The organism is Limnohabitans sp. (assembly GCF_044361985.1).
Classification (GTDB): Bacteria; Pseudomonadota; Gammaproteobacteria; order Burkholderiales; family Burkholderiaceae_C; genus Limnohabitans_A.
In genome coordinates this window covers 1-23,671 of record NZ_JBIKHV010000024.1, presented here as the reverse complement: position 1 = coordinate 23,671, position 23,671 = coordinate 1, and the positions used below count along the sequence as shown (strand labels likewise).

Sequence of the window (23,671 nt, the reverse complement as noted above, 5' to 3'; positions counted from 1 at the left end):
GCTGGGGGCAGGGGGGTGGGGTCATGGGGATTTGATAGCTCATGCGGGGGGCGTTCACGGTATTGCATGGTGGCACGCCAGGGCCGCGCCCTGTGTCTCGAAGTGGACGAAAAACCAGCTTCGCGGGGCCTGCAAAGGACGCAGGCCAGGTCAGACGCAAAATGAGATTCGAACTTCCTACAATCAAGGCATGTTGTCTGAAACCTCCCCTAACGCTTCGGCGTCTCCCTTGCTCGCCCAGCTCAACGACGAGCAGCACCGGGCGGTGGCCTTGCCCCCCGAGCACGCCTTGATCCTGGCTGGCGCAGGCTCTGGTAAAACGCGGGTGCTGACCACCCGCATCGCCTGGCTGTTGCAGACCGGGCAGGTTTCGCCCAGCGGCATTTTGGCCGTGACCTTCACCAACAAGGCTGCCAAAGAGATGAAGTTGCGTTTGCAGGCCATGCTGCCGGTCAATGTGAACGCCATGTGGATTGGCACCTTCCACGGCTTGTGCAACCGCTTTTTGCGGGCGCATTACCAATTGGCCGGTTTGCCGCAGACCTTTCAGATTTTGGACACGCAAGACCAGCTGTCGGCCATCAAGCGCCTGTGCAAACAGTTCAATGTGGACGAAGACCGCTTTCCGCCCAAGCAGGTGCAGTACTTCATTGCGGGGTCCAAGGAAGACGGTCAGCGCCCCACAGATGTGACGGTGCGTGACGATGAAACCCGCCGCAAGGTGGAGCTGTACGAACTTTACGAAGCGCAGTGCCTGCGCGAAGGGGTGGTCGATTTTGGGGAGCTGATGCTGCGCTCTTACGAGCTCTTGCGCGACAACAACCTTGTGCGTGCGCATTACCGCCGCAGGTTCCGACACATCTTGGTCGATGAGTTTCAGGATACGAACAAACTGCAATACGCCTGGATCAAGCAACTGGTTGGCTTGCCAAGCGAGGGGGGCGAAGGGGCTGTGCTGGCCGTGGGTGACGACGACCAGAGTATTTATGCCTTCAGGGGTGCCCGTGTGGGCAATATGGCCGACTTTGTGCGCGAGTTCCAGGTGCGCCACCAGATCAAGCTGGAGCAAAACTACCGCAGTCACAGCAATATTTTGGATTCGGCCAACCACTTGATCAGCCACAACAAGACCCGGTTGGGCAAAACCTTGCGCACAGACCAGGGTGCAGGTGAGCTTGTGCGGGTGGTGGAGTCACCCTCGGACTTTGCCGAGGCGCAGTGGTTGGTCGAGGAGCTGCGCCAACTGGTCACGCAAGACGGTTTTGAGCGCAAGGAGATGGCTTTGCTTTACCGCAGCAACGCCCAAAGCCGTGTGCTGGAAACCGCGCTGTTCAATGCAGGTTTTCCGTACCGGGTTTACGGCGGCCTGCGATTTTTTGAGCGGGCCGAAATCAAACACGCGCTGGCCTACCTGCGGTTGATGGAGAACCCCAACGACGACACCAGCTTTTTGCGGGTAGTTAATTTTCCGCCTCGTGGCATTGGTGCCCGCAGCATCGAGCAGTTGCAGGATGCGTCGCGTGCAGCAGGCTGTTCATTGCACGATGCGGTGAGTGTGACCACTGGCAAGGCGGGTGCCAACCTGGCCGCCTTTGTGGCCATGGTGGACGTGCTGCGTGAGCAGACCGAGGGCCTGACCTTGCGCGAAATCATCGATCTGGTGCTCGACAAAACCGGTTTGCTGAACCACTACCGGGCTGAAAAAGAAGGCGCAGATCGGGTAGAAAACCTGGAAGAACTGGTCAACGCCGCCGAAAGCTTTGTCACGCAAGAAGGCTTTGGCCGCAGTGCGGTGGCCTTGCCCTCCGGGTCGGCGCAGGGTTTGACGCAAAGCCCCGCCAGCCAAGGTCTGTCGGACGATGCACAGGCGGGTGTCGACGAGTTCAACGAAGACGGTGTGATCATGAGCCCACTGGCAGCGTTTCTCACGCACGCCTCTTTGGAAGCGGGAGACAATCAGGCGCAAGCCGGTGAAGACGCGGTGCAACTCATGACGGTGCACGCCAGCAAGGGCTTGGAGTTCGATGCGGTTTTCATTTCTGGGCTGGAAGAAGGCTTGTTTCCGCACGAAAACGCCATGAACGACTTTGACGGCCTGGAAGAAGAGCGCCGACTGATGTACGTGGCCATCACCCGTGCTCGCAAACGCTTGTACCTGAGCCACTCGCAAACCCGGATGCTGCACGGGCAGACCCGCTACAACCTGAAAAGCCGCTTTCTGGAGGAGTTGCCTGAAGCGTGCCTGAAATGGATCACTCCCAAGCAATCCGGATTTTCCAACCTGGGCGCTGGTGGGGCAGGGGGTTTTGGCAGCGCTTCTGGCGGTGGAACCACTGGCGCATGGGGCCAGACCCCGGCACAAAGCCGTCATGCCCGACCCGCCTGGGGCCAAAGCAGCCTGACTACCGAGACCTACAAAAGCCCACCCGTCCCGGTACAAAAAGCCGAGCCTGAACACGGCATCAGCGCAGGCAAAAATGTGTTCCACACCAAATTTGGTGAGGGCAAGGTGCTGGCTGTTGAGGGTGGAGGAGCGGATGCCCGTGCCCAAGTCAATTTTTCTCGCCACGGTGTGAAATGGCTGGCGCTGAGTGTGGCCAAACTCACCGTGGTCTAACCCCTGCGCATGAACAGCTTGGCGGCAAGCCCGATCGGGCCCAAAAGTGCGCACGGCTGAACGACAATTCCCCTTTTTATTGAGAACCTGGAACCCCGGCATGAAAATCACCCAAGACACCGTTGTCACCATGCACTACAAAGTGGTGAACGCTCAAGGCCAAGTGCTCGACAAGGCGCAACAGCCCACCTCGTATTTGCATGGGGGCTATGACAACACCCTGCCCAAAATTGAAGAAGCGCTGGAGGGTCAGGAAGTTGGCTTTGCCATCACCTTGAACCTGGCCGCTGCCGATGCCTTTGGCGAACGCGACGAAAGCCTGGTTCAGACCATTCCCAAAACCGAGTTTCCTCCAGGCGTCAAAGTGGGTGGGCAGTTACGCGGCCTCACCCCCGATGGGCGCGATCAGGTTTTCAATGTCGTGAAAATAAAAGGTGACAAAGTCATTCTGGACGGCAACCACCCGTGGGCCGGGCTCAATCTGAGCATGACACTGAAAGTGCTGGACGTGCGCGCGGCTTCGGCCGATGAGGTCACGCACCGCCATGCCCACGGTGATCACGGGCATCACCACTGAAGCCGCAGGCCCCGGGTGCTTGGGTGCCGGGCAGTGACCCGTTCGATCAAACGGGTTCTTGGGGGCTGGCGCTGAAGCAGTCCTGCACGGTGAACAGCATCGATGTGAAAAACATCGCTGCCACCATCATGGCCATGGGCATGAGCACAGCCATCATCAACTGCGGGTCGCCCAGCAAGCTGGCAATCAGCAAGGCTAGGATGCCCGAGCCGGTGAAGATACCGATCCAGACCAGGGTGTAGACCGAAAAAGCTTTCAGGTTGCGCCAGCAAGCCATGAGGCTGAAAAACAGGCTTTTACCGGCGGGCAAGCCATGCCAGAAAACCAAGGCCGGCGCGTGCCAGAACATCATGGAGACCGGGATGTACAGCACCATCGAAACCCACAAAGCCAATTGAAACGACTCGGTGTTGACCACTTCGGGTGTGATGGGGCTGCCGCCGAAATACACTTTGGCAAAGGTGCCGCCATCGGCGAGCATGGACACCACCATGACACCCAAAAAGAGCATGGCGTACCAACCGCCCAGATGCAGCATGTTTTTTCTCTGAGGCCCTGTTTTCAGCGCAGTAAACAAAACAGCGGGCATGGGGAATTTGCCCTGAATCGCGCTTTGTGTGGCCGCCATCATGCCCAGTGTCAGCGCGGGCAAAATCACCAAGGCCAGGGCGCCACCGATGAAGGGCACCATGGACACTAGGGACACGGTGGCCATGAACAAAAAGAACAAGCCTGACATGGCCAGCGGTTGGCGCCAGAACGTGCGGACGCCTTGAGTGGCCCAATGCAGGCCGGTGCGTGCGGGAACGATTTGCAGGTTCATGGTGTCAGTCTATGGCATTGGCCAGTAAAGGATGGTCAACGCGGCCACGCAAGACGCGCTCAAAGTGCGTGGGGTCGTGGGGTTTGAGCATGGATGCTTCTCGGGGCAGATGGTAGTCCCACAGTCTTGAAATCCAGAAACGCAAAGCCCCTGCGCGCAAAAGGCCAGGCAGCAATTCACGCTCCGGCGCACTCAAGGGGCGCACCTGCGAGTAGCCGTGCAGCATGGCGCGAGCCCGCTCGGCAGCGTGCAGACCCGAGGGTAAATCGATGCACCAGTCGTTCATGCACACCGCCAAGTCAAACAACCAAGTGTCAACACCGGCAAAGTAAAAGTCAAAAAAGCCGGTCAGCTGCTCGCCTTCAAACATCACGTTGTCGCGAAACAAGTCGGCATGCACTGGCCCTCGGGGCAGCGCCGCATAGGCTGAACTTTGGGCAATGTGATTTTGATAGGCCAGCTCGCTGCGCAGCAGGGCTTGCTGGGCTTTGTCCAGGTGGGGCAGCACCAGGGACAGGGTCTCGTTCCACCAGGGCAAGCCACGCAAGTTGGGCTGGCTGCGGCTGTAGTCTGCGCCGGCCAGGTGCATGCGCGCCAGCATGTCGCCCACGGCGGCGCAGTGCACGGCTTGGGGCTGCAACTGGCTCTTGCCTTTGAGCTTGTTGACCACGGCAGCGGGCTTGCCATTCACGCTGTGCAGGATGTCGCCATCGCGGTTGGCCGCGGGGTCGGGCACCGGGATACCGCGTCCAGCCAAATGTTTCATCAAAAACAAATAAAAGGGCAATTGCGCGTGGGTGAGGCGCTCGAACAAGGTGAGCACGTACTCGCCCTGGTCCGTTGTCGCGAAGTAGTTGGTGTTTTCAATGCCGCCTTCAATGCCGCGCAATTCGGTCAGAGATCCCAGATTCAGGGAAAGCATCAGGTCGTTGGCCTGGGTTGGGGTGACTTCGGTGAATACCGCCATGGGAAGAAGGTCAAAGCGCCAGAGGGGGCTGGCGTGGGTGGGCAAAACAAGGATTGTAGAGTGTGAAAAGTCAACAATGACCCGCAAAGGGCTGGCTGCGCTGGGGCGATGTGGCAAAGCGAAGCGCCTCTGAGGCCCCGCGCAGCCTGCCCTTTGCGGGTCTGCACGGTAAGGGGGAGATCGGTACCCGGGCCTGCACCGGAGCTCAGGGGCGCTTCGCTTTGCCCCATCGCCCCGGTACAGACCCGGGCGCCGATCTGGAGAGGCAAGAAAATGCTTTAACCCGGTACACAATCGGGGGATGAGCGAAAACACACCTGACACCCCCCAAAAAAAACCAGTTTTGCTGCTGGTCGACGGCTCCAGCTACCTGTACCGGGCTTTTCATGCCATGCCCGACTTGCGGGCTGTGCCCGGCGACCCGAGCAGCCCGGCCACCGGGGCCATTCGCGGCATGATCAACATGATGGAGCGGCTGCGCAAGGATGTGCCCGCTGTTTACGCCGCTTGCGTGTTCGACGCCAAGGGCCCGACCTTTCGGGACGAAATTTACCCGGAGTATAAGCAGCACCGCAGCCCCATGCCCGACGATTTGCGGGCACAAATCGAGCCCATCCATGAGCTGGTGCGCCTGCTTGGCTGGAAGGTGCTGGACGTGCCGGGAGTCGAGGCCGATGACGTGATCGGCACCCTGGCTTATGCGGCTTCAGCGCAGGGCATTGAGGTGATTGTGTCGAGTGGCGACAAGGACTTGGCGCAACTGGTGGACCAGCACATCACCATCATCGACACCATGAACGGCAAGCGCCGCGACTTGGCTGGGGTGGAGGCCGAATTTGGCGTGCCTGCGCGCCTGATGGTGGATTTTCAGGCCCTGGTGGGCGATGTGGTGGACAACGTGCCGGGTGTGGCCAAGGTGGGCCCCAAGACCGCTGCCAAGTGGCTGCAGGAATATGGCTCGCTCGATAACCTGGTGGCCCGTGCCGATGAAATCAAGGGCGTGGCGGGTGAAAACCTGCGCCAGTCCATCGACTGGCTGCCCACAGGGCGCAAACTGCTGACCATCAAGACCGATTGCGACCTGAATGGCTGGGTGCCCGACATGCCCAAGTTGGACTTTCTGCACATGGGGCAGCCGGACAACGCCAAATTGCGCGACTTTTACCAAGCCTACGGTTTTCGCGGCCTGGTCCAGTCGCTGGGTGGACCGGTGCCCTCGCCAGCCGTCAAAACAGCCACCAAGCCCAAGCCGACCACGCCTGCCAAGGACACGGGAATGGGCGATTTGTTTGCCGACCCCGATGCGGCTGAGCCGTCTGCATCCGGACTGGCCGCACCAGACAATGCGGTCAGCGCTGTGGTCCGCGACTTGAACTACGTCACGGTGCTCGACTGGGCCACGTTTGACGACTGGATGACGCGCATCACGCAAGCGCCGTTGACAGCCATTGACACCGAAACCACCTCGCTCGATGCGATGAGGGCCGAGATCGTGGGCATTTCTTTGAGTGTTCAAGCAGGCGAAGCGGCCTATATTCCGCTGGCGCATAACGGTCCGGGCGCCCCCGAACAACTTCCGCTGGCCGAGGTGCTGGCCAGGCTCAAGCCCTGGCTTGAAAACCCGGCCTATCCGAAGCTGGGGCAGCACGTCAAATACGACCGCCACGTGTTGGCCAACCACGGCATCGAGGTGCAGGGCTACGCCCACGACACCATGCTGGAAAGCTATGTGCTCGAAGTGCACAAACCGCACGGCCTGGCGAACCTGGCCGAGCGCCATCTGGGGCGCCAAGGCGTCAACTACGAAGACCTGTGTGGCAAAGGCGCTCACCAGATCCCGTTTGCGCAGGTCGACGTCGACAAGGCGGCGCATTACTCTTGTGAAGACGCCGAGCAGTGCCTGGACGTGCATGGGGTGCTGTGGCCGCAGATCGAAACCGCAGCCGGGCTCAAACGCATTTATGCGCTGGAAATGGCCACCAGCGAAGCGCTGTTCCGCATCGAGCGCAATGGCGTGTTGATCGACGCGCCCACGCTGGCCGCGCAAAGCCAGGCCCTGGGCGAGCGCATTGTTCAGCTTGAACTCGAAGCCTATGAGATTGCAGGCCAGCCCTTCAACCTGGCCAGCCCCAAGCAACTGGGTGAAATCTTCTTTGACAAACTGGGCCTGCCCGTGGTCAAGAAAACCGCCACGGGTGCCCGCAGTACCGACGAGGAAGTGCTGGAAAAACTGGCCGAGGATTACCCGCTGCCGGCCCGCATTCTGGAACACCGCAGCCTCTCCAAACTCAAGGGCACCTATACCGACAAGCTGGCCCAGATGGCGCACCCTCGCACGGGCAGGGTGCACACGCATTACGCCCAGGCGGTGGCGGTGACGGGTCGCTTATCGAGCAACGAGCCGAACTTGCAGAACATCCCGGTGCGCACCGCCGAAGGCCGCAAGGTGCGTGAGGCCTTCGTGGCCCCGCTAGGTTGCGTCATCGCCAGCGCCGATTACAGCCAGATTGAGCTGCGCATCATGGCCCACTTGAGCGATGACGCCGCCTTGCTCAAGGCCTTTCAAGAGGGGTTGGATGTGCACAAAGCGACGGCCGCCGAGGTGTTTGGCCTGACGCCCGACACCGTCAGCAGCGAGCAGCGCCGCTACGCCAAGACCATCAACTTCGGCCTGATTTATGGCATGAGTGCCTTTGGCCTGGCCAAGGCGCTGGGCATCGACAACACGGCCGCCAAAAATTACATCGCGCGCTACTTCGAGCGTTTTGCGGGCGTCAAGCACTACATGGATGCCACCCGTGCGCAGGCCAAGGCCTTGGGCTATGTCGAGACGGTGTTTGGCCGTCGCCTGATGCTGCCCGAGATCAACAGCCCCAATGGCCCGCGCCGCGCTGGGGCTGAGCGTGCTGCCATCAATGCGCCCATGCAGGGCACAGCAGCGGACTTGATCAAGTTGAGCATGGTGGCGGTGCAACAGGCACTGGACGACCAAGCCAAGGCCACCAAGGTCATCATGCAGGTTCACGATGAACTGGTGTTCGAGGTGCCCGAGTCAGAGGTCGAATGGGTGAGAACCGAAATTCCGCGCATCATGGCCAGCGTGGCAGACCTCAAGGTGCCCTTGCTGGCCGAAGTAGGCTTTGGGCCCAATTGGGAGCAGGCGCACTGATCAGTGGGTCATTTGCGGGATTTGAATTGAAGAATGCTTTTCTTCAGGTCTCGGTACTCTTCGCAGCCAAATGTACAAGCCTTGTCGAGGCGGGCGAGCATGGTTTCAGCCCCGGCAAGGTCATTTTTCAACAGCAAGAGTTCACCGTAGTACTCCAGCGCGCCGCGGTGTTTGGCGTCTTTGCCCAATGCGGCCAAGTAATTTTTTTCAGCCTCGGCCAAATTGGGCGGTGTTTTTTGACGCAAGCTGTAACCCATCAGGTTGTGCCAGTCTGCAGTCGGGTTGGCATCGGATTGCCGCAGCGTGGTGATGGCTTGGTCGTAGTTTTTGGCTTCGATCAGTTTTTTAACCTGACTTTGCCAACTGGGTGATGAGGGTTCTGCGGGCGTCGTATCGGCAGACATGGCCGAGGCCGCGATGCTCAAAAGAAGACAAAGGGTGAAAATTTTTTTCATGGTCATGGACTCAGTCTGGCGGTTGAAGGTCTGATCTCTGAATCATTCTGGCTTTTCTCCATGACCTTTGCAAATTCCGATGAAGCCTCGAAATTCTCCATCCATTGCCTCAAGGATGGCCAGGTTTGAGTTCTGAACCAGAGCGGGTCAACATGGGCAAACTGCCTGGCAAAAGGGGCCAGAGCCGCATCGGTGAGCCCCCATTGGGGGCCGGATAAATATTTTTGTTGTTGAAGTTGAACATCCAGCTCGCGCAATAAAACAGATGCCAGGTCTCGGTCATGCAGGCCATTGACCAGACCAAAACGATGGGGATATTTGTAGCGGTCCAGGTGGGTTTTAAACAGGCCGTCATTGACGGCAATTCTTTTCAAGCACTGAGGCATGTCGGACAAACTGCCTGGAAGCCACTGATGTGGGTCGTGCTGGCGCAAAGCCCAGAGCATGATGTCCAGACTTTGCTCGATGACCAGTCCGCCTTGCGCTGGTGCGTCGCTGGGCACCCACAACACCGGCACGGTGCCTTTTGGCGACAAGGCCAGCATGTGGGCGGGCTTGTTTTTCAGCGCCACTTCGCGCAGTTCATAAACCACACCGCTGGCTTGCAAGGCCAGCCTGGCCCTGATGGCAAAGGGGCAGCGGCGAAATGAATACAAAACGGGTAGAACGGCGTCAGACATGGCGGGAGTGTAAATCCCGGCACTTTTGCAATCAAAATGCGCATGTGCAAAGATATAAGCCCCTTTCATTTGTGATTTTGGAGACCTGCAGTGAACAAAGACCTGATCGATGACACGCAAGCCCTGCTGGGTGGGCGAATCGGCGCCAATGGCACCACCCGCCGGGTGGCCTTGAAAGCCGCGTTGGGCGTGGGCTACGCCGCAGCCGCCGTGCCCCTCATGGCACAAACCGCTGTCAAAACCCCTTCAACGGGGCTGGTCACGGGGGAAGTGACCATTGATGTAAATGGCTTCAAGATGCCCGCCTTCCGCAGTGCGCCCGAGGGTAAAACCGGCTTGCCGGTGGTGCTGGTGATCTCTGAAATTTTTGGGGTGCACGAGTACATCGCCGACGTCACGCGCCGTCTGGCCCAAGCCGGCTACATGGCCATAGCGCCCGAATTGTTTGTCCGTCAGGGCGACGCCACAGCCTATGGCGAAATTGCCAAACTGCAGGCCGAAGTCATCTCCAAGGTGCCTGATGCACAGGTGATGGCCGATCTGGACGCTTGTGTGGCTTGGGCTGCGGCCAACGGGGGCAATGCCAATAAACTCGCGATCACGGGATTTTGCTGGGGAGGGCGCATCACCTGGTTGTATGCCGCGCACCAGCCCAAGCTCAAGGCGGGTGTGGCTTGGTACGGCCGTCTGGTGGGCAATGCCACGGCACTGACCCCAAGCCACCCAACAGCCTTGGTGGGCAAACTACAAGCGCCCGTGCTGGGTTTGTATGGCGCTGCCGATACAGGCATCCCCCTTGACACGGTTGATAAGATGAAAACTGATTTGGCCCAGGGCCCCGCAGCAGCCAAGGCCAGTGAGTTTGTGGTTTATCCTGAGGCCCCGCACGCTTTTCATGCCGATTACCGCCCCAGCTTCCGCAAGGCTGCGGCAGAAGATGGTTGGCAGCGCTTGCTGGCTTGGCTCAAACGCCATGGCGTGGCCTGATTTTATGAACGCAACGGCCGCCCTTTTGGGCGGTTTGTTTTGGGGTGTAGAGCACTCCGGGAAACAAGATGACTTTATTGGCGATTTTGGTGGGCACTTTGGTGGCAGGCATTGGCAGCGTCTGGGTCGCAGCTTGGCTGAGTTTCGGGGTGTTGAGTCGTTACACCCAGCACATGCTGAGCCTGGCAGCCGGTGCTTTGCTGGCCACATCTTTTTTACATTTGTTGCCGGAAGCTTTCGAAAGTGAAGCGGGCGCCCACGCGCTCTTTCTCACCTTGTTGCTGGGGCTTTTGTTCTTCTTTTTGCTCGACAAGGCCGAACTGTGGCACCACGGACATGAGCATCACCATGGCGACGGCCACGGGCATGACGGCCATGGTCATGACCAGGCACCTCATCCAGACCCGTCGGTGGCACATACCCATGCAGAAGCGAGCGGCCATTCAGACGCGGCGGCAACGCCCGTCGAGTCACCTCGAGGCCAGTGGGCGGTGTTGGCCGGTGACAGCGTGCACTGTTTTGGCGATGGCATTCTCATCGCTTCGGCCTTCATCGCAGACATTCGCCTGGGTGTGATTGCGGCCTTGGCTGTGATGGCGCACGAGGTGCCTCACCACATGGGTGACCTGGCCGTTTTGCGCCAGGGCAGCAGCAGCCGCCGGGCGGCCGTTGTCAAAGTCTCCATGGCCGGGGCAATCACGGCTTTCGGGGGGGCGGTTGGCTATGTGCTGGTGGATGCTTTGCACGACTGGCTGCCTTATTTTCTGGTGGTAGCCAGCAGCAGCTTCATGTATGTGGCCTTGGCCGACCTGATTCCCCAGTTGCAAAAACGCCTGTCTGCGCGTGAAACGGTGGCGCAGATCATCTGGCTTTCACTCGGCATAGGGATGGTGGTGCTGGTCAGCACAGTGGCCGGGCACAGCCACTGAAACTCAGCGCGGAAAGACTGCGGCAATTCAGTGTCCGCAGCGCCATCAGCCCTGGGCGCAGGGCAGGCCAGGGGTGCGACACCACTCGCTCCAGCTGCCCGCGTAAAGTGCGGTCGCGCCAAAACCAGCCAACTCCATCGCGATCAGATTGGGCACAGCGGTCACGCCGCTGCCGCAATGGTGCACAACGCTGCTGGCAGGTCGGCCTGCCAAGACCCGCTGCCATTCCTCCCTCAGCACATCGGCTGGCTTGAAGCGGCCATCCTCCGTGAAATTTTCGGTAAAGGGGCGGTTGAGAGCGCCTGGAATGTGCCCGGCCACCGGGTCCAGTGGTTCCACCTCGCCCCGGTAACGTGCACCGGCACGGGCATCGATCACGGTTTGTGCGGCCTTGCCCAAACGGGCGGACACGGATTCGGTCAGCACCAAACTGCGCAGGGACGGCTTTAGATCGAAGCGGGCAGAAACGCCGGGCTCAGCCGGGCCAAAGGCCAGCGGGCCGCCCACGTCTTTCCAGGCCTGAAGGCCGCCATCGAGGACCGCCACGGCATCGTGCCCCAACCATTTCAACATCCACCACAAGCGGCCACAGTAGTGCCCCTTGTTGCGGTCGTACACCACGATTTGTAGGCCATTGTGGATGCCCAGACTACCCAGCCATTGCGCCACGATCTCGCGCTGTGGCAGGGGGTGACGCCCACCGTTCACCGCCTCTGCCGTGTTGTGCGTGCTGAGGTGTTTGTCCAGGTGGGCATGCCGCGCGCCTGCAATGTGCTCGGCCTCAAAAAGACCATCGGCCAACTCGGGCTTCATCAGGTCAAAACTGCAGTCGAGCACCACGCAGGGGGCACCTTGTTGTTGCAGTTGTTGTAATTCGGGGGCAGTGATCAGCAAGTCGTACATGGTCAAGTCTCCTGGTTCAGTGTTCTTCTGCGGGGGCTCTGGGCAAAGCGCGGTTGCGCAAAACAGTGGAGGCAATGCCGCTGGCCATGATGAGGGCAATGCCCAGCCAGCCCATCAGCGGAATCTGGTCGCCAAACAACATCAGACCAAACAATGCGCCAAAAACGATGCCCGAATACTGCAGATTGGCCACCACCAGGGTTGAACCCCGGCTGTAGGCTTTGGTCATGCACAGTTGACCCAGCGCCGCCAGCAAGCCAATGGGCAGCAACCACAGGGCGCTGGGCCACAGCCAGGGACTGATACCGGTGACCAGCATCAAAACTGCGCCCACCACGGTGGTGCCCACTGAAAAATAAAAAACGGTGCGGGCTTCCGGTTCGTTGAGCCGCCCTAAAGCGGCCACCTGCATGTAGGCCAAGGCGGCGATCAAGCCTGAGAATAAACCGACGATACCGGCAAACAACTGGTCTTGTTCAATGGTGGGTCGCAGCAGCAAGATGACGCCGCCAAAACCTGCAATCACCGTCAGCACAATGGGGCCTTGTCGGGTGGCGTCTTGCAGTTTGCCCATGACCAAGGTGCCCCCCACCAGGAAAACCGCGACCCAGATGCCACTCATGTAGTTGAGCGTCATGGCTGTGGCCAAGGGCAGGTGGCCAATGGCATAGAACCATGCAGCCAGTGAGGTCACGCCCACCACCGAGCGCCAGACATGCATCATGGGAATGGGCGTTCGCAACGAAACCCCCTGCACACGGCAGACGGTGATCATAAAAAAGATCCCGATCAGGCCCCGAAAAAAAACCAGCTCAAAGGTGTGGAAGTGGGCCGATGCAAATTTGATGCAAACGCCCATCATCGAAAAGAACAAGGACGCCAGAATCATCCACGAGGCTTGCATCGGCCGGTGACTTTCAGAGGCCGGCCATTTGACGGCGGTACCACTCATGGAAGTGTTGCATGCCATCTTCCATGGGGCTTTGGTAGGGGCCGATTTCGTTGTCGCCGCGTGTCAACAAGGCTTTGCGGCCCGCATCCATTCGCTCGGCAATCTCGTCGTCCTCGATGCAGGTTTCCATGTAGGCGGCCTGCTGGGCTTCGACAAATTCGCGCTCAAAGGCCACGATCTCTTCGGGGTAGTAAAACTCGACCATGTTCATGGTCTTGGTGGGGCTGATCGGGTGCAAGGTGGACACCGTCAGCACATGGGGGTACCACTCGACCATGATGTGCGGGTAGTAGGTCAGCCAGATGGCACCGCGCTCGGGCAATTGGCCGCTGCGGTACTTCAGCAGCACCTCATGCCACTTTTTGTAGGTGTCTGATCCAGGCTGGCCAAAGCCGCTGGAAACCCCCACGGTTTGCACTGAGTAGTGTTCCTTGAACTCCCAGCTCAGGTCATCGCAGGTCACAAACTGGCCCAGCCCTGGGTGAAAGGGGCCCACGTGGTAATCCTCCAGATAAACCTCGATGAAGGTTTTCCAGTTGTAGTTGCACTCGTGCAGTTCAACCCGGTCGAGGGCGTAGCCTGAAAAATCAAGCTGCGCACGTGGCCCCATGCCCGCCAAGTCAGCGGCAATGTCGCGACCGTTGTCTTCGAAAAGCAAACCGTTCCATGCCTGCAATTTGTAATTGTTCAGGTTCAGGCAGGGGTCTTGTTCAAAATGCGGCGCCCCCAGAAGCTGTCCGCTGGGTGAATAGGTCCAGCGGTGCAGCGGGCAGACGATATTGCCGCCTGCGCTGCTTTTTTGTTGGGTGTGCAGGTTGCCCCGGCCATTGAGCATGACGGCCTGGCGGTGACGGCAGACGTTGGAGACAAGCTCGACCCCGCCTTGGGCATTGCGCACCAGGGCGCGGCCTTCGGCCTCATGGGGCAGGGCGAAGTAGTCGCCTGGGTTGGGCACGGCCAGCTGGTGGCCCACATAGCGGGGGCCTTGCCGAAAGAGCGCGTTCAATTCGCGCTGAAACAGCGCTTCATCGAAATAAGTGGAAACTGGTAGTTGGCTTGCGGCCTGCTGCAGTTGAAGACTTAAATCAGACATGGATGACCTGACCTAGAGACTCCCCCTATGAAGGGGCAGGGACAAAGCGCTGAATTCAAGGAAAACGGCGCAAAAAAATGACAGGAAATTTCCTGCCGATGAATGCCAATTCTACCCCGTGGGGTCTTGCCGCTCGTACGCTGCGCCACAAGTCATGGAAATATCAGGAAATGGCCTGGCTTGGTTTTTGACGTGCCTGGGGGTCAGTCTGGGCATGGCTTAAGGCCTAAAATCGAGTTTTTTCGGAAACCACCATGTCCAAGGCAGCCAAAACCGAACTCGCTGACGCCCCACCGGCACCTTTGCCCGCCACTTACGAGGCTGCTATGGCGGAGCTGGAGTCGCTGGTCGGCCAACTCGAGTCGGGCCAAATGCCTCTGGACCAATTGCTGAGCGGCTACCAGCGCGGCGCCGTTTTGCTGGCTTTTTGCCGTGACAAGCTCAAGGCAGTGGAAGATCAAATTCAGGTGCTGGACGGTGGGCAGCTGAAACCCTGGGGTGGTGCATGACCAGTTTCGACCTGAAAGCCTGGATGCAACCGCACCTGGACCATGTCGAGTCGGCTTTGTCCGATGGCATTCAGGCCGACTCACCCGCTGCTTTAGGGCTGGCCATGCGTTACGCCGTGCTCGATGGTGGCAAACGCTTGCGCCCCTTGCTTGTGCTGGCCACGGCCGAGGCTGTAGGGGATGACTTTTTTGGGGAGGCAGCCTTGCGAGCGGCTTGTGCCATTGAGCTGATCCATGCTTATTCGCTGGTACACGATGACATGCCCTGCATGGACAACGATGTGCTGCGTCGTGGCAAACCCACGGTGCATGTGCAGTTTGGTGAGGCACAGGCCTTGCTGGCGGGCGATGCCTTGCAAACCCTGGCCTTTGAGCTGCTGACGCCGCAAGACGGCAGCGTGGCTGCCTCGGTGCAAGCGGCCTGCGTGGCTTTGTTGGCCCGCGCTTCGGGCTACCAAGGCATGGCCGGTGGCCAAGCGATTGACCTGGCCAGTGTGGGTCGGCGCTTGACTGAGGACCAGCTGCGCCAGATGCACCGCCTCAAAACGGGGGCTTTGCTGATTTGCAGTGTTCAAATGGGTGCTGCTTGTGTGCCCAGGGTGTCCGCCTTGGTGCAGGCTGGACTGACCCGCTTTGGCGAATCCCTGGGCCTGGCTTTTCAGGTGGTGGACGACATCCTGGATGTGACGGCCGATTCGGCCACTTTGGGCAAAACGGCGGGCAAGGACGAGGCCGCCGACAAACCCACCTATGTCGCCTTGATGGGGCTCGAGCAGGCCAAGGCGTACGCCGATGCCTTGGCGGCAAATGCCATGCAGGCCTTGGCTGACACCGGATTGCCCGATGAGCGGCTGGGGGCATTGCGTGCTTTGGCCAGCATGGTGGTAAAAAGAAACAACTGATTTATGACCGATTTGCTTAAAACCATCCACTCCCCTGCTGACCTCCGACGCTTGTCACGCACGGATTTGCCGCGCCTGGCCGATGAGCTGCGTTTTTGCGTCCTCGACAACGTTTCCAAAACCGGGGGGCACTTGAGCTCCAACCTCGGCACGGTGGAGTTGACGGTGGCTTTGCACTACGTCTTCAACACCCCCGAAGACCGCATCGTCTGGGATGTGGGCCACCAAACTTACCCGCACAAAATTCTCACAGGGCGCCGTGATCGCATGCCCACGTTGCGACAATTTGGCGGCTTGTCGGGCTTTCCGCGCCGCGACGAAAGCGAGTACGACACCTTTGGCACCGCCCACTCCTCCACCAGCATCTCGGCAGCGCTGGGCATGGCCGTGGCAGCGCGTCAAAAGGGTGAATCGCGCCATGCCATTGCCGTGATCGGTGATGGCGCGATGACCGCAGGCATGGCCTTTGAGGCCCTGAACAACGCTGGGGTGGAAGAGTGCAAGTTGCTGGTGATCCTGAATGACAACGACATGTCGATCAGCCCGCCTGTAGGGGCCCTCAACCGGTATTTGGCGCAACTCATGAGCGGGCGCTTTTACTCGGCGGCCAAAGCCGGCGCCAAAAACGTGCTCAAGAACGCGCCGCCCCTTTTTGAGCTGGCCAAGCGGCTGGAAGAACACGCCAAGGGCATGGTGGTGCCGGCCACGCTTTTCGAGAAATTTGGCTTCAACTACATCGGGCCGATCGACGGGCACGACCTTGAGTCGCTGATCCCGACGCTTGAAAACATCAAGCATCTGGAGGGGCCTCAGTTCTTGCATGTGGTCACCAAAAAAGGCCAGGGCTATGAGAAGGCAGAAGCCGACCCAGTGGCCTACCACGGCCCTGGCAAGTTCGATCCCAACGTGGGTTTGCTGCCTGCCACCACGCCGCCCAAAACTACCTTCACCCAAGTGTTTGGCCAATGGCTGTGCGACATGGCTGAACAGGACCCGCGCCTGGTGGGCATCACACCCGCCATGCGCGAGGGCTCGGGCATGGTGGCGTTTCACCAGCGCTTTCCCAAGCGCTATTACGACGTGGGCATTGCCGAGCAACATGCCGTGACCTTTGCCGCAGGCATGGCATGCGAGGGGCTCAAGCCCGTGGTGGCCATTTACTCCACTTTTTTACAGCGCGGCTACGACCAGCTGATCCACGATGTGGCTTTGCAAAACTTGCCCGTGGTGTTTGCGTTGGACCGCGCTGGCCTGGTGGGTGCCGACGGTGCCACCCACGCGGGGGCTTACGACATTGCTTACATCCGCTGCATCCCCAACATGAGCCTGGCCTGCCCGGCCGACGAGCGCGAATGCCGCCAGTTGCTGAGCACCGCGTTCGCCCAAAACCACCCGGTGGCGGTGCGTTATCCCCGCGGTGCTGGCGTGGGGGCCGTGCCTGGGCGCGATCTGGACACCTTGCCTTTTGGCAAGGGCGAGCTGCGCCGCCAAGGCAAGCAACTGGCCATTCTGGCCTTTGGCACTTTGTTGGCCCCGGCTTTGGAGGCGGCCGAAAAACTCGATGCCACGGTGGTCAACATGCGCTGGGTCAAGCCGCTGGACACCGAGTTGCTCGCGCAAATCGCCAAAGACCACGATCGGCTGGTGACGGTGGAAGAGGGCTGCATCATGGGCGGGGCAGGCAGTGCGGTCCTGGAGGCTTTGCAGCAACTGAATATTCAGCGTTCTGTGCTACAGCTGGGCCTGCCCGATGCATTCATTGAGCATGGCGACCCGGCCAAGCTGTTGGCCTTGCAGGGTCTGGATGCAGTGGGGATTGAAAAGTCTATTTGTCAGCGGTGGCTGGATTGATTGATTGATTAGATTTCAACTGCGCACTGAATTCATTTCATTGCTTCGCCACTCTGTGCAAAGTGTGGAAACTTCGGGGATTTAAAAAGGGTAAACCCCCGGCTTTACACTCACAATCGCTCCCTACAATACTGACTGCCTCAACGAGTGGCCTCATCCCAAGGCCTGAATCAAACTTTCACAAGGAGTCCACACATGGATCGTCGTTCCCTCATCAAAAACACGGGCATGGCCGGTATCTTGGCTGCAGGTGTTGCACCATCAGTACATGCCCAAGCGGCATTGCGTTGGCGCCTGACTTCCAGTTTCCCCAAGGCACTGGACACATTGTTTGGCGTGAACGATGTGTTTGCGGCCAAGGTCAAAGAGATGACCGGTGGCAAGTTCGAAATCACCACCCACGCAGCCGGTGAATTGGTGCCCGCTTTCGGCACCATCGACGCCACCAAAGACGGCACCGTCGAAATGTCCAACACCGCGCCTTACTACTATTTTGGTAAAGACGAAGTGTTTGCCCTAGGTTGCGCTATTCCTTTTGGTCTGAATAGCCGCCAGATGACTGCCTGGATGCACCATGGCAACGGAATGAAGTTGATGCGCGAGCATTACAACAACTACAACATCGTTAATTTCGTGATGGGTAACACCGGTGCCCAGATGGGCGGCTGGTTCCGCAAACCCATTAAGTCGCTGGCTGACTTCAAGGGCACGAAGTTCCGCGTGGGCGGTTTTGCTGGAAAAGTGGTCGAGCGCATCGGTGGCGTGCCACAAAACATTCCTGGTGGCGAGATTTACCAAGCCTTGGAAAAAGGAACGATCGATGCGGCTGAGTGGGTTGGTCCTTACGATGACCTGAAGCTGGGATTTTACAAAGTGGCCAAGAACTATGCTTACCCAGGCTGGTGGGAAGGCGGTCCACAGCTTGACCTGCACATCAACAAAAAGGCGTATGAAAGTTTGTCCAGCGAATACAAGGCCATCATTGAAGCTGCGTCCAGTTTTGCCGCAACCGACATGCAAGCCCGTTACGATGCCCGCAACGCCGCTGCGCTCAAGACGCTGGTGGCCGGTGGAGCCAAGTTGTTCCCCTTCCCCAAGGATTTGATGGATGCGGCGTTCAAGCAATCCATGGCGCTTTACGCTGAAATTGGTGAAAAGAACCCTGGCTGGAAGAAAATTTACGGCGACTACTCCGCCTTCCGCAAGGAGGCCAACCAGTGGTTCCGCTTTACCGAAGCGCGCTTCGACAGTTACATGCAGTCGGCCAAGCTTTAATTCAGCCAGCATGAATTCACCACAAAAGGCCCTTCGGGGCCTTTTGTTTTGCACATCCCCCAAACCCTGCAAAAAGAAAAAAGCATCAGGCAAACTTCGGGTCATGCAGCAAATCCATATTTCTTACCAATGGGCCCCTTTGGGCCTTGCTGAGGTGCGCAATCGTCATAGCCCTTTGCGCAATCCGCTCATGGACTTGCTGCAGGCCGTCCTTAATGCAGGCTCGATTGCTGGGGCCGCCAAACTGATGGGCTTGTCTTACCGACATGTATGGGGCGAGCTCAAGCGATGGGAGCAAACCTTGGGGCAGCCGCTGATTTTGTGGGAAAAGGGGCAGGCTGCACGTTTGAGCGGGTTTGCCGACAAGTTGTTGTGGGCTGAGCGCCAGGCGCAAGCCCGTCTTGCCCCCCAGATCAGCGCGCTTCAAGCTGAACTTGAAAAAACCTTTGCGATAGCCTTTGACCCGACACACCAAGCATTGCCCATTTATGCCAGTCACGACGATGCGCTGGTCATGCTGCGCGAGGTGGCGGCAGCTCAGTCGCTGCATTTGGACCTGCGCTTTTGCGGCAGTGTGGACGCCATTCGGGCTTTGAATGAGGGGCGTTGTCATGTGGCGGGTTTTCACGCCCCGTGGCAGCCCGATGCGCATTCCCTGGTGGCCCGCACCTACAAGCCTTTGCTCAAGCCCGGGCAGCACAAACTGATTGGTTTTGCCACGCGTGCGCAAGGCTTGATGGTCGAGGCGGGCAATCCCCTGCGCTTGCAAAGCTTGGCGGATGTAGCTCGTGCCGGTGTGCGGTATGTCAACCGGAGTCCCGGTACGGGAACACGTCTGCTGTTGGACCAGTGTCTGCAGGTTTTGGGCTTGCAAGCATTGGACCTTAGGGGTTATGACCATGAGGAAAATTCGCACGCTGCAGTTGCCGCCTGCATTGCCGCAGGCCAGGCCGATACTGGCTTGGGCATCGCGAGTGCTGCGCAGGTGCATGGACTTGATTTTGTGCCTTTGTACCCAGAGCGTTATTGGCTGGTGTGTCTGGCATCGGCCTTGGAAAGTGAGCCTGTGCGGCAATTAAGGCAGTTGTTGAAGCATGAAGCTTGGTTGGCGCGATTACAAGGGATGGCGGGCTACACCACCACCACCGATGCCGGACAGGTCCAGTCCTTGCGAAGCATGCTGCCTTGGTGGCAGTTCAAAGCAGGACGCGTTGAAGGGCAGGGTTAACCCTTCAGCCGATGGACATTGAAATGCGCTCAATGCTTTGGGTGAAAATTTCAATGACCTTAGGCCCCAGTTCGTTCATCCAGACGCCCACACAGACTTACAATCGCGCCAGATTTCCTGGAGGACGATATGTCTTTTTTCTTGTTGATTTCACGTGGCATTGACCGTTTGAATCAAAGCGTGGGCCTTTTCACCACCTGGTTGATTTTGGCCACCACCTTGATCAGTGCAGGTAACGCCATTGTGCGCAAGGCTTTTGATTCGAGCTCGAATGCCCTTCTGGAAATTCAGTGGTACTTGTTTGCCGCCGTGTTTTTGTTGGGAGCAGGCTATGGTCTGCTCAAAAACTCGCATGTGCGCATCGACTTCATCTCGGGCATGCTCAGCCCTCGAACACGCAACTGGATTGACGTGGGGGGCATATTGCTGGCCTTGTTCCCTTTTTGCGTTATTTGCATTTATCTTTCCTGGCCCTTGTTCATGCAGGCCTTCAACACCGGAGAAATGTCTTCCAACGCGGGCGGCCTGATCCGTTGGCCTGTGTATGCTCTGGTGCCCGCCGGTTTCGCCTTGCTCTTGCTGCAAGGTGTCTCCGAGTTGATCAAGAGGTTGGCATTTTTGATGGGCCATGGAGAAGACGTCCTTGCGTCTGAAGAGGCCATGTCGGATGAGCAAAAAGAATTGTTGGCGTTGGAAAAATTGGCGCAACAACAAGCGCAGGGAGCACGTTGATGGAAGCAACTTTTCTGGCACAAAATTTTGTGCCCATCATGTTCGGTGGCTTGCTTGTGCTGCTGCTCACGGGTTTTCCGGTGGCCTTTGCCCTGGCCGCCTGCGGTCTGGGGTTTGGCTACATCGGCATGGAGGCGGGACTGTTCCCTCCGTCCTTGTTCCAAGCCTTGCCCTTGCGCATTTTTGGCATCATGCAAAACGACACTTTGCTGGCCATTCCATTCTTCACCTTTATGGGCATCATCTTGCAAAAATCCGGCATGGCGGAAGACCTGCTTGAAACTGTAGGACAGGTCTTTGGCCCAGTGCGGGGTGGCGTGGCGATTGCCGTGATTTTGGTGGGGGCCTTGCTGGCTGCTACAACGGGTGTGGTGGCGGCTGCGGTGATTTCCATGGGTTTGATTTCCTTGCCCATCATGCTTCGCTATGGTTACAGCCGAATCATTGCTACCGGGGCCATCACGGCCTCTGGGACCTTGGCGCAGGCCATTCCGCCATCTTTGGTACTGATTGTGCTGGCGGACCAGTTGGGCCGGTCCGTGGGAGATATGTATGCCGGGGCCCTGGTGCCAGGCCTGATGCTGGTGGGTTTGTATGTTTTGTTCATCGTGGCCGTGGCTATTTTCAAGCCAGCCATGGTACCGGCCTTGCCGCCTGAGGCCCGCATTTACCGAGAAGACAACGGAAAATCAGGCCATGTTTCTTTGATGTTTTTGCTTATTTTGTGCACGGTGGTGGGTTTTTCTTGGGCCTACGCGCACGACAGCATCATGATGTCCTGGCTGGAGCGAACGCAATCTGCGCCTGGCGATGAGGTGGTCATCATGTCCATGACGGTCGCTTCTTTTGTGGCGTTGTCTTTGGCCATCATCAACCGCGTTACGCGCCTGGGTTTGTTGTCCAAACTGGCCGAGCAAGTGACCTTTGTCTTGATGCCGCCTTTGATCCTGATCTTTTTGGTTCTGGGCACCATCTTTCTGGGTGTGGCTACACCTACCGAAGGCGGGGCCATGGGCGCTTTGGGGGCCTTGATCTTGGCCATTGGTAAAAGGCGTTTAAGTCTGCCTTTGTTGAACCAGGCCTTGGAAAGCACAGCCAAACTGGCATCGTTTGTATTGTTTATTTTGATCGGCTCGACCGTATTCAGCTTCACCTTCAACGCAGCCGATGGGCACATTTGGGTGGAACACCTGTTTGTCGACATGCCTGGCGGTGCGATCGGCTTTTTGATCGTGGTGAACCTGTTGATTTTCATCTTGGGCTGTTTCATTGATTTTTTTGAAATCGCCTTTATTGTCATTCCTATCCTGGCACCAGTAGCCGAAAAAATCCTACCCGGTATGGTGCCTGGCATGACGGCAGACCAAGCCATGATCTGGTTTGGGGTGATCATCGCCATGAATTTGCAGACCTCGTTTCTGACGCCGCCCTTTGGTTTTGCTTTGTTTTACTTGCGCAGCGTCGCGCCCAAGAGCGATTACAAGGATCGCGTGACGGGGGCAAACATCCGTTCGGTCACTACTACGGAGATCTACAAAGGCTCGATCGCTTTCATCGTGCTCCAGTTGATCATGGTGGCTGCCATCATCATGGTGCCATCTTTGGTCACGGGTGGCCTGCAAGAAGGCGTTAAGGTGGATGCTGATGCGGCACTTGAGCAGATGCTCGAGCGTGAAGGCCAGTCTCAAGACGCGGAACAAGAGGGTCTTCAGCCTGAAGGTGAAGAACCCGGTGAGGACGACCCGGCCAAAGCACTGGAGGCGGACATGAAGGCCGACAAAAAATAATGCACGGGTCTTGCACTCAGTGAAACCAGAAAGCCCGGTTTACCGGGCTTTTTTGTGCTCGTCACCGAATGGGCGCATGGAAGACTTGTTGGTTTGAGGCTATGCAAAGTGTTTCATAGTGGACAGCCCTCATGCGCTACACCCCCTTTGTCTCTTAGCATTTGCACTGCCTTATGAACACTTTTACCGACAGCGTCGTGACAGCGCTGAACCTCATTGCGTCTTTCGATCCTGCACTCTGGACGGTGGTGCTGCGCTCTTTGGCGGTCAGTGCCACGGCCTGTCTGCTGGCCTATGGCCTGGGCGTCGTGTTGGGTGCCTGGCTGGCGGTGGCCCGGTTTTCTGGCCGGGGTGCCGTGTTGCTGGGGCTGAACACTTTGCTGGCCTTGCCTTCGGTGGTGGTGGGGCTGGTGGTTTATCTGCTGCTCTCGCGCACCGGGCCTTTGGGCTTTCTGGGCTGGCTGTTCAGCTTCAAGGCCATGGTGTTGGCCCAATTCATTTTGGTGGTGCCCGTGGTGACCGCGCTGACCCGGCAGGTGGTCGAAGACGTCGAGCGTCAGCATGGGGAGCAATGGGCCTCGCTGGGTGCAGGCCCTTGGTTGCGCGGCATTTTGCTGGCCTGGGACGAACGTCTGGCCCTCATGACGATTGGCGTGGCCGCTTTTGGCCGGGCCATCTCAGAGGTGGGGGCCGTCATGATCGTGGGCGGCAACATTGACGGCTTTACCCGGGTGATGACCACCGCCATTGCGCTGGAAACCAGCAAGGGCGATTTACCGCTGGCGCTGGGCTTGGGGCTGGTGCTGTTGTCGGTGGTCTTGCTGCTCAATGCGGCGGTAGCCGGTTTGCGCCGCTGGGGCGAAAAACGCCAGGGTAGCAGCGTGGCTTCGCCCAAAGGCTGGGTCGCATGACGGCCCCATCGGTGGTTCAGTTGAACGATGTCTCGGTGCGTCTGGGTCCGGTTTGGGCCCTGAAGGGCGTCGACCTTCGTGTTCAGCCGGGCGAGCGCGTGGCCTTGGTGGGCTCAAATGGCTCAGGCAAGAGCAGCTTGCTGCGCACGGTGCACGGCTTGTTGCCACCTGACCAGGGGCGCATCGAGTGGCACCCCGGTTTGCGCCAAGCCATGCTGTTTCAAAGGCCACACCTGTTGCGCATGTCGGCCTTGAACAACGTGGCGCTGGGCCTTTGGTTGGACCGTGGCCAGGGTTTGAGCTGGGCGCAGGCCAAGGTGCTTG

The 23,671-nt window shown here is 58.6% G+C and carries 21 protein-coding genes; 14 read left to right on the top strand and 7 right to left on the bottom strand.

The window, feature by feature from the left end:
- Positions 1-190 precede the first annotated feature (190 nt).
- Together ACIQ3A_RS06475 and ACIQ3A_RS06470 are read left to right on the top strand one after the other, a co-directional pair.
- Positions 191-2,617, top strand: coding sequence for a UvrD-helicase domain-containing protein (locus tag ACIQ3A_RS06475; protein WP_396430931.1), 2,427 nt, complete (start codon positions 191-193; stop codon positions 2,615-2,617).
- Positions 2,618-2,717: 100 nt separating this feature from the next.
- On the top strand, positions 2,718-3,194 hold the full coding sequence (locus tag ACIQ3A_RS06470) for a peptidylprolyl isomerase (RefSeq protein WP_396430930.1): 477 nt from the start codon (positions 2,718-2,720) through the stop codon (positions 3,192-3,194).
- A gap of 46 nt (positions 3,195-3,240) precedes the next feature.
- Here the strand turns inward: ACIQ3A_RS06470 and ACIQ3A_RS06465 are convergent, their stop codons facing one another.
- Positions 3,241-4,017, bottom strand: a complete 777-nt coding sequence (locus ACIQ3A_RS06465; protein WP_396430929.1) for a BPSS1780 family membrane protein — start codon at positions 4,015-4,017, stop codon at positions 3,241-3,243.
- A 4-nt stretch (positions 4,018-4,021) separates the two neighbouring features.
- Complete coding sequence (locus ACIQ3A_RS06460) at positions 4,022-4,984, bottom strand: homoserine kinase (RefSeq protein ID WP_396430928.1); 963 nt, start codon at positions 4,982-4,984, stop codon at positions 4,022-4,024.
- 301 nt (positions 4,985-5,285) lie between these two features.
- Between ACIQ3A_RS06460 and polA the strand changes: the two genes are divergently transcribed.
- On the top strand, positions 5,286-8,153 hold the full coding sequence (gene polA / locus ACIQ3A_RS06455; protein ID WP_396430927.1) for a DNA polymerase I: 2,868 nt from the start codon (positions 5,286-5,288) through the stop codon (positions 8,151-8,153).
- Between the two features lie 8 nt (positions 8,154-8,161).
- Here the strand turns inward: polA and ACIQ3A_RS06450 are convergent, their stop codons facing one another.
- Positions 8,162-8,608 (bottom strand): hypothetical protein, encoded by a 447-nt coding sequence (locus tag ACIQ3A_RS06450; RefSeq protein WP_396430926.1) that lies wholly within the window; start codon positions 8,606-8,608, stop codon positions 8,162-8,164.
- Positions 8,609-8,610: 2 nt separating this feature from the next.
- Positions 8,611-9,288, bottom strand: coding sequence for a glutathione S-transferase (locus tag ACIQ3A_RS06445; RefSeq protein WP_396430925.1), 678 nt, complete (start codon positions 9,286-9,288; stop codon positions 8,611-8,613).
- 90 nt (positions 9,289-9,378) lie between these two features.
- Between ACIQ3A_RS06445 and ACIQ3A_RS06440 the strand changes: the two genes are divergently transcribed.
- Together ACIQ3A_RS06440 and ACIQ3A_RS06435 are read left to right on the top strand one after the other, a co-directional pair.
- The gene (locus ACIQ3A_RS06440; protein WP_396430924.1) at positions 9,379-10,275 is read left to right on the top strand and encodes a dienelactone hydrolase family protein; all 897 of its coding nucleotides are present in this window, start codon (positions 9,379-9,381) and stop codon (positions 10,273-10,275) included.
- Between the two features lie 68 nt (positions 10,276-10,343).
- Positions 10,344-11,204, top strand: a complete 861-nt coding sequence (locus tag ACIQ3A_RS06435) for a ZIP family metal transporter (protein ID WP_396430923.1) — start codon at positions 10,344-10,346, stop codon at positions 11,202-11,204.
- Between the two features lie 45 nt (positions 11,205-11,249).
- On the opposite strand, the gene ACIQ3A_RS06430 is transcribed toward ACIQ3A_RS06435, so the two are convergent.
- From ACIQ3A_RS06430 to ACIQ3A_RS06420, 3 genes are read right to left on the bottom strand one after another with little or no spacing between them, the layout of a single operon-like run.
- Complete coding sequence (locus ACIQ3A_RS06430) at positions 11,250-12,107, bottom strand: sulfurtransferase (RefSeq protein ID WP_396430922.1); 858 nt, start codon at positions 12,105-12,107, stop codon at positions 11,250-11,252.
- A 16-nt stretch (positions 12,108-12,123) separates the two neighbouring features.
- The gene (locus tag ACIQ3A_RS06425) at positions 12,124-13,011 is read right to left on the bottom strand and encodes a DMT family transporter (protein WP_396430938.1); all 888 of its coding nucleotides are present in this window, start codon (positions 13,009-13,011) and stop codon (positions 12,124-12,126) included.
- A gap of 13 nt (positions 13,012-13,024) precedes the next feature.
- Complete coding sequence (locus ACIQ3A_RS06420) at positions 13,025-14,152, bottom strand: aromatic ring-hydroxylating dioxygenase subunit alpha (RefSeq protein WP_396430921.1); 1,128 nt, start codon at positions 14,150-14,152, stop codon at positions 13,025-13,027.
- Positions 14,153-14,406: 254 nt separating this feature from the next.
- On the opposite strand from ACIQ3A_RS06420, the gene ACIQ3A_RS06415 reads away from it, so the two are divergent.
- The 9 genes from ACIQ3A_RS06415 to ACIQ3A_RS06375 all read left to right on the top strand — a co-directional run.
- Complete coding sequence (locus ACIQ3A_RS06415; RefSeq protein ID WP_396430920.1) at positions 14,407-14,661, top strand: exodeoxyribonuclease VII small subunit; 255 nt, start codon at positions 14,407-14,409, stop codon at positions 14,659-14,661.
- On the top strand, positions 14,658-15,563 hold the full coding sequence (locus ACIQ3A_RS06410; RefSeq protein WP_396430919.1) for a polyprenyl synthetase family protein: 906 nt from the start codon (positions 14,658-14,660) through the stop codon (positions 15,561-15,563). Before ACIQ3A_RS06415 ends, ACIQ3A_RS06410 begins: the two co-directional genes overlap by 4 nt.
- A 3-nt stretch (positions 15,564-15,566) precedes the next feature.
- A complete protein-coding gene (dxs, locus tag ACIQ3A_RS06405; RefSeq protein WP_396430918.1) occupies positions 15,567-17,414 on the top strand; it encodes a 1-deoxy-D-xylulose-5-phosphate synthase in 1,848 nt (615 codons plus the stop codon).
- Positions 17,415-17,609: 195 nt separating this feature from the next.
- On the top strand, positions 17,610-18,689 hold the full coding sequence (locus ACIQ3A_RS06400) for a TRAP transporter substrate-binding protein (protein WP_396430917.1): 1,080 nt from the start codon (positions 17,610-17,612) through the stop codon (positions 18,687-18,689).
- Positions 18,690-18,792: 103 nt separating this feature from the next.
- Positions 18,793-19,917: a substrate-binding domain-containing protein gene (locus ACIQ3A_RS06395; RefSeq protein WP_396430916.1), complete on the top strand. Its 1,125-nt coding sequence runs from the start codon at positions 18,793-18,795 to the stop codon at positions 19,915-19,917.
- Positions 19,918-20,046: 129 nt separating this feature from the next.
- Positions 20,047-20,649 carry a TRAP transporter small permease subunit gene (locus ACIQ3A_RS06390; RefSeq protein WP_396430915.1) on the top strand — a complete coding sequence of 201 codons (603 nt, stop codon included), beginning with the start codon at positions 20,047-20,049 and terminating at the stop codon, positions 20,647-20,649.
- Positions 20,649-22,436 carry a TRAP transporter large permease subunit gene (locus ACIQ3A_RS06385; RefSeq protein WP_396430914.1) on the top strand — a complete coding sequence of 596 codons (1,788 nt, stop codon included), beginning with the start codon at positions 20,649-20,651 and terminating at the stop codon, positions 22,434-22,436. The genes ACIQ3A_RS06390 and ACIQ3A_RS06385 overlap by 1 nt, the downstream gene beginning before the upstream one ends.
- 173 nt (positions 22,437-22,609) lie before the next feature.
- Positions 22,610-23,347, top strand: coding sequence for an ABC transporter permease (locus tag ACIQ3A_RS06380; RefSeq protein ID WP_396430913.1), 738 nt, complete (start codon positions 22,610-22,612; stop codon positions 23,345-23,347).
- On the top strand, positions 23,344-23,671 hold a 328-nt coding region (locus tag ACIQ3A_RS06375), incomplete at its 3' end, for an ATP-binding cassette domain-containing protein (RefSeq protein ID WP_396430912.1). The genes ACIQ3A_RS06380 and ACIQ3A_RS06375, both read left to right, overlap by 4 nt.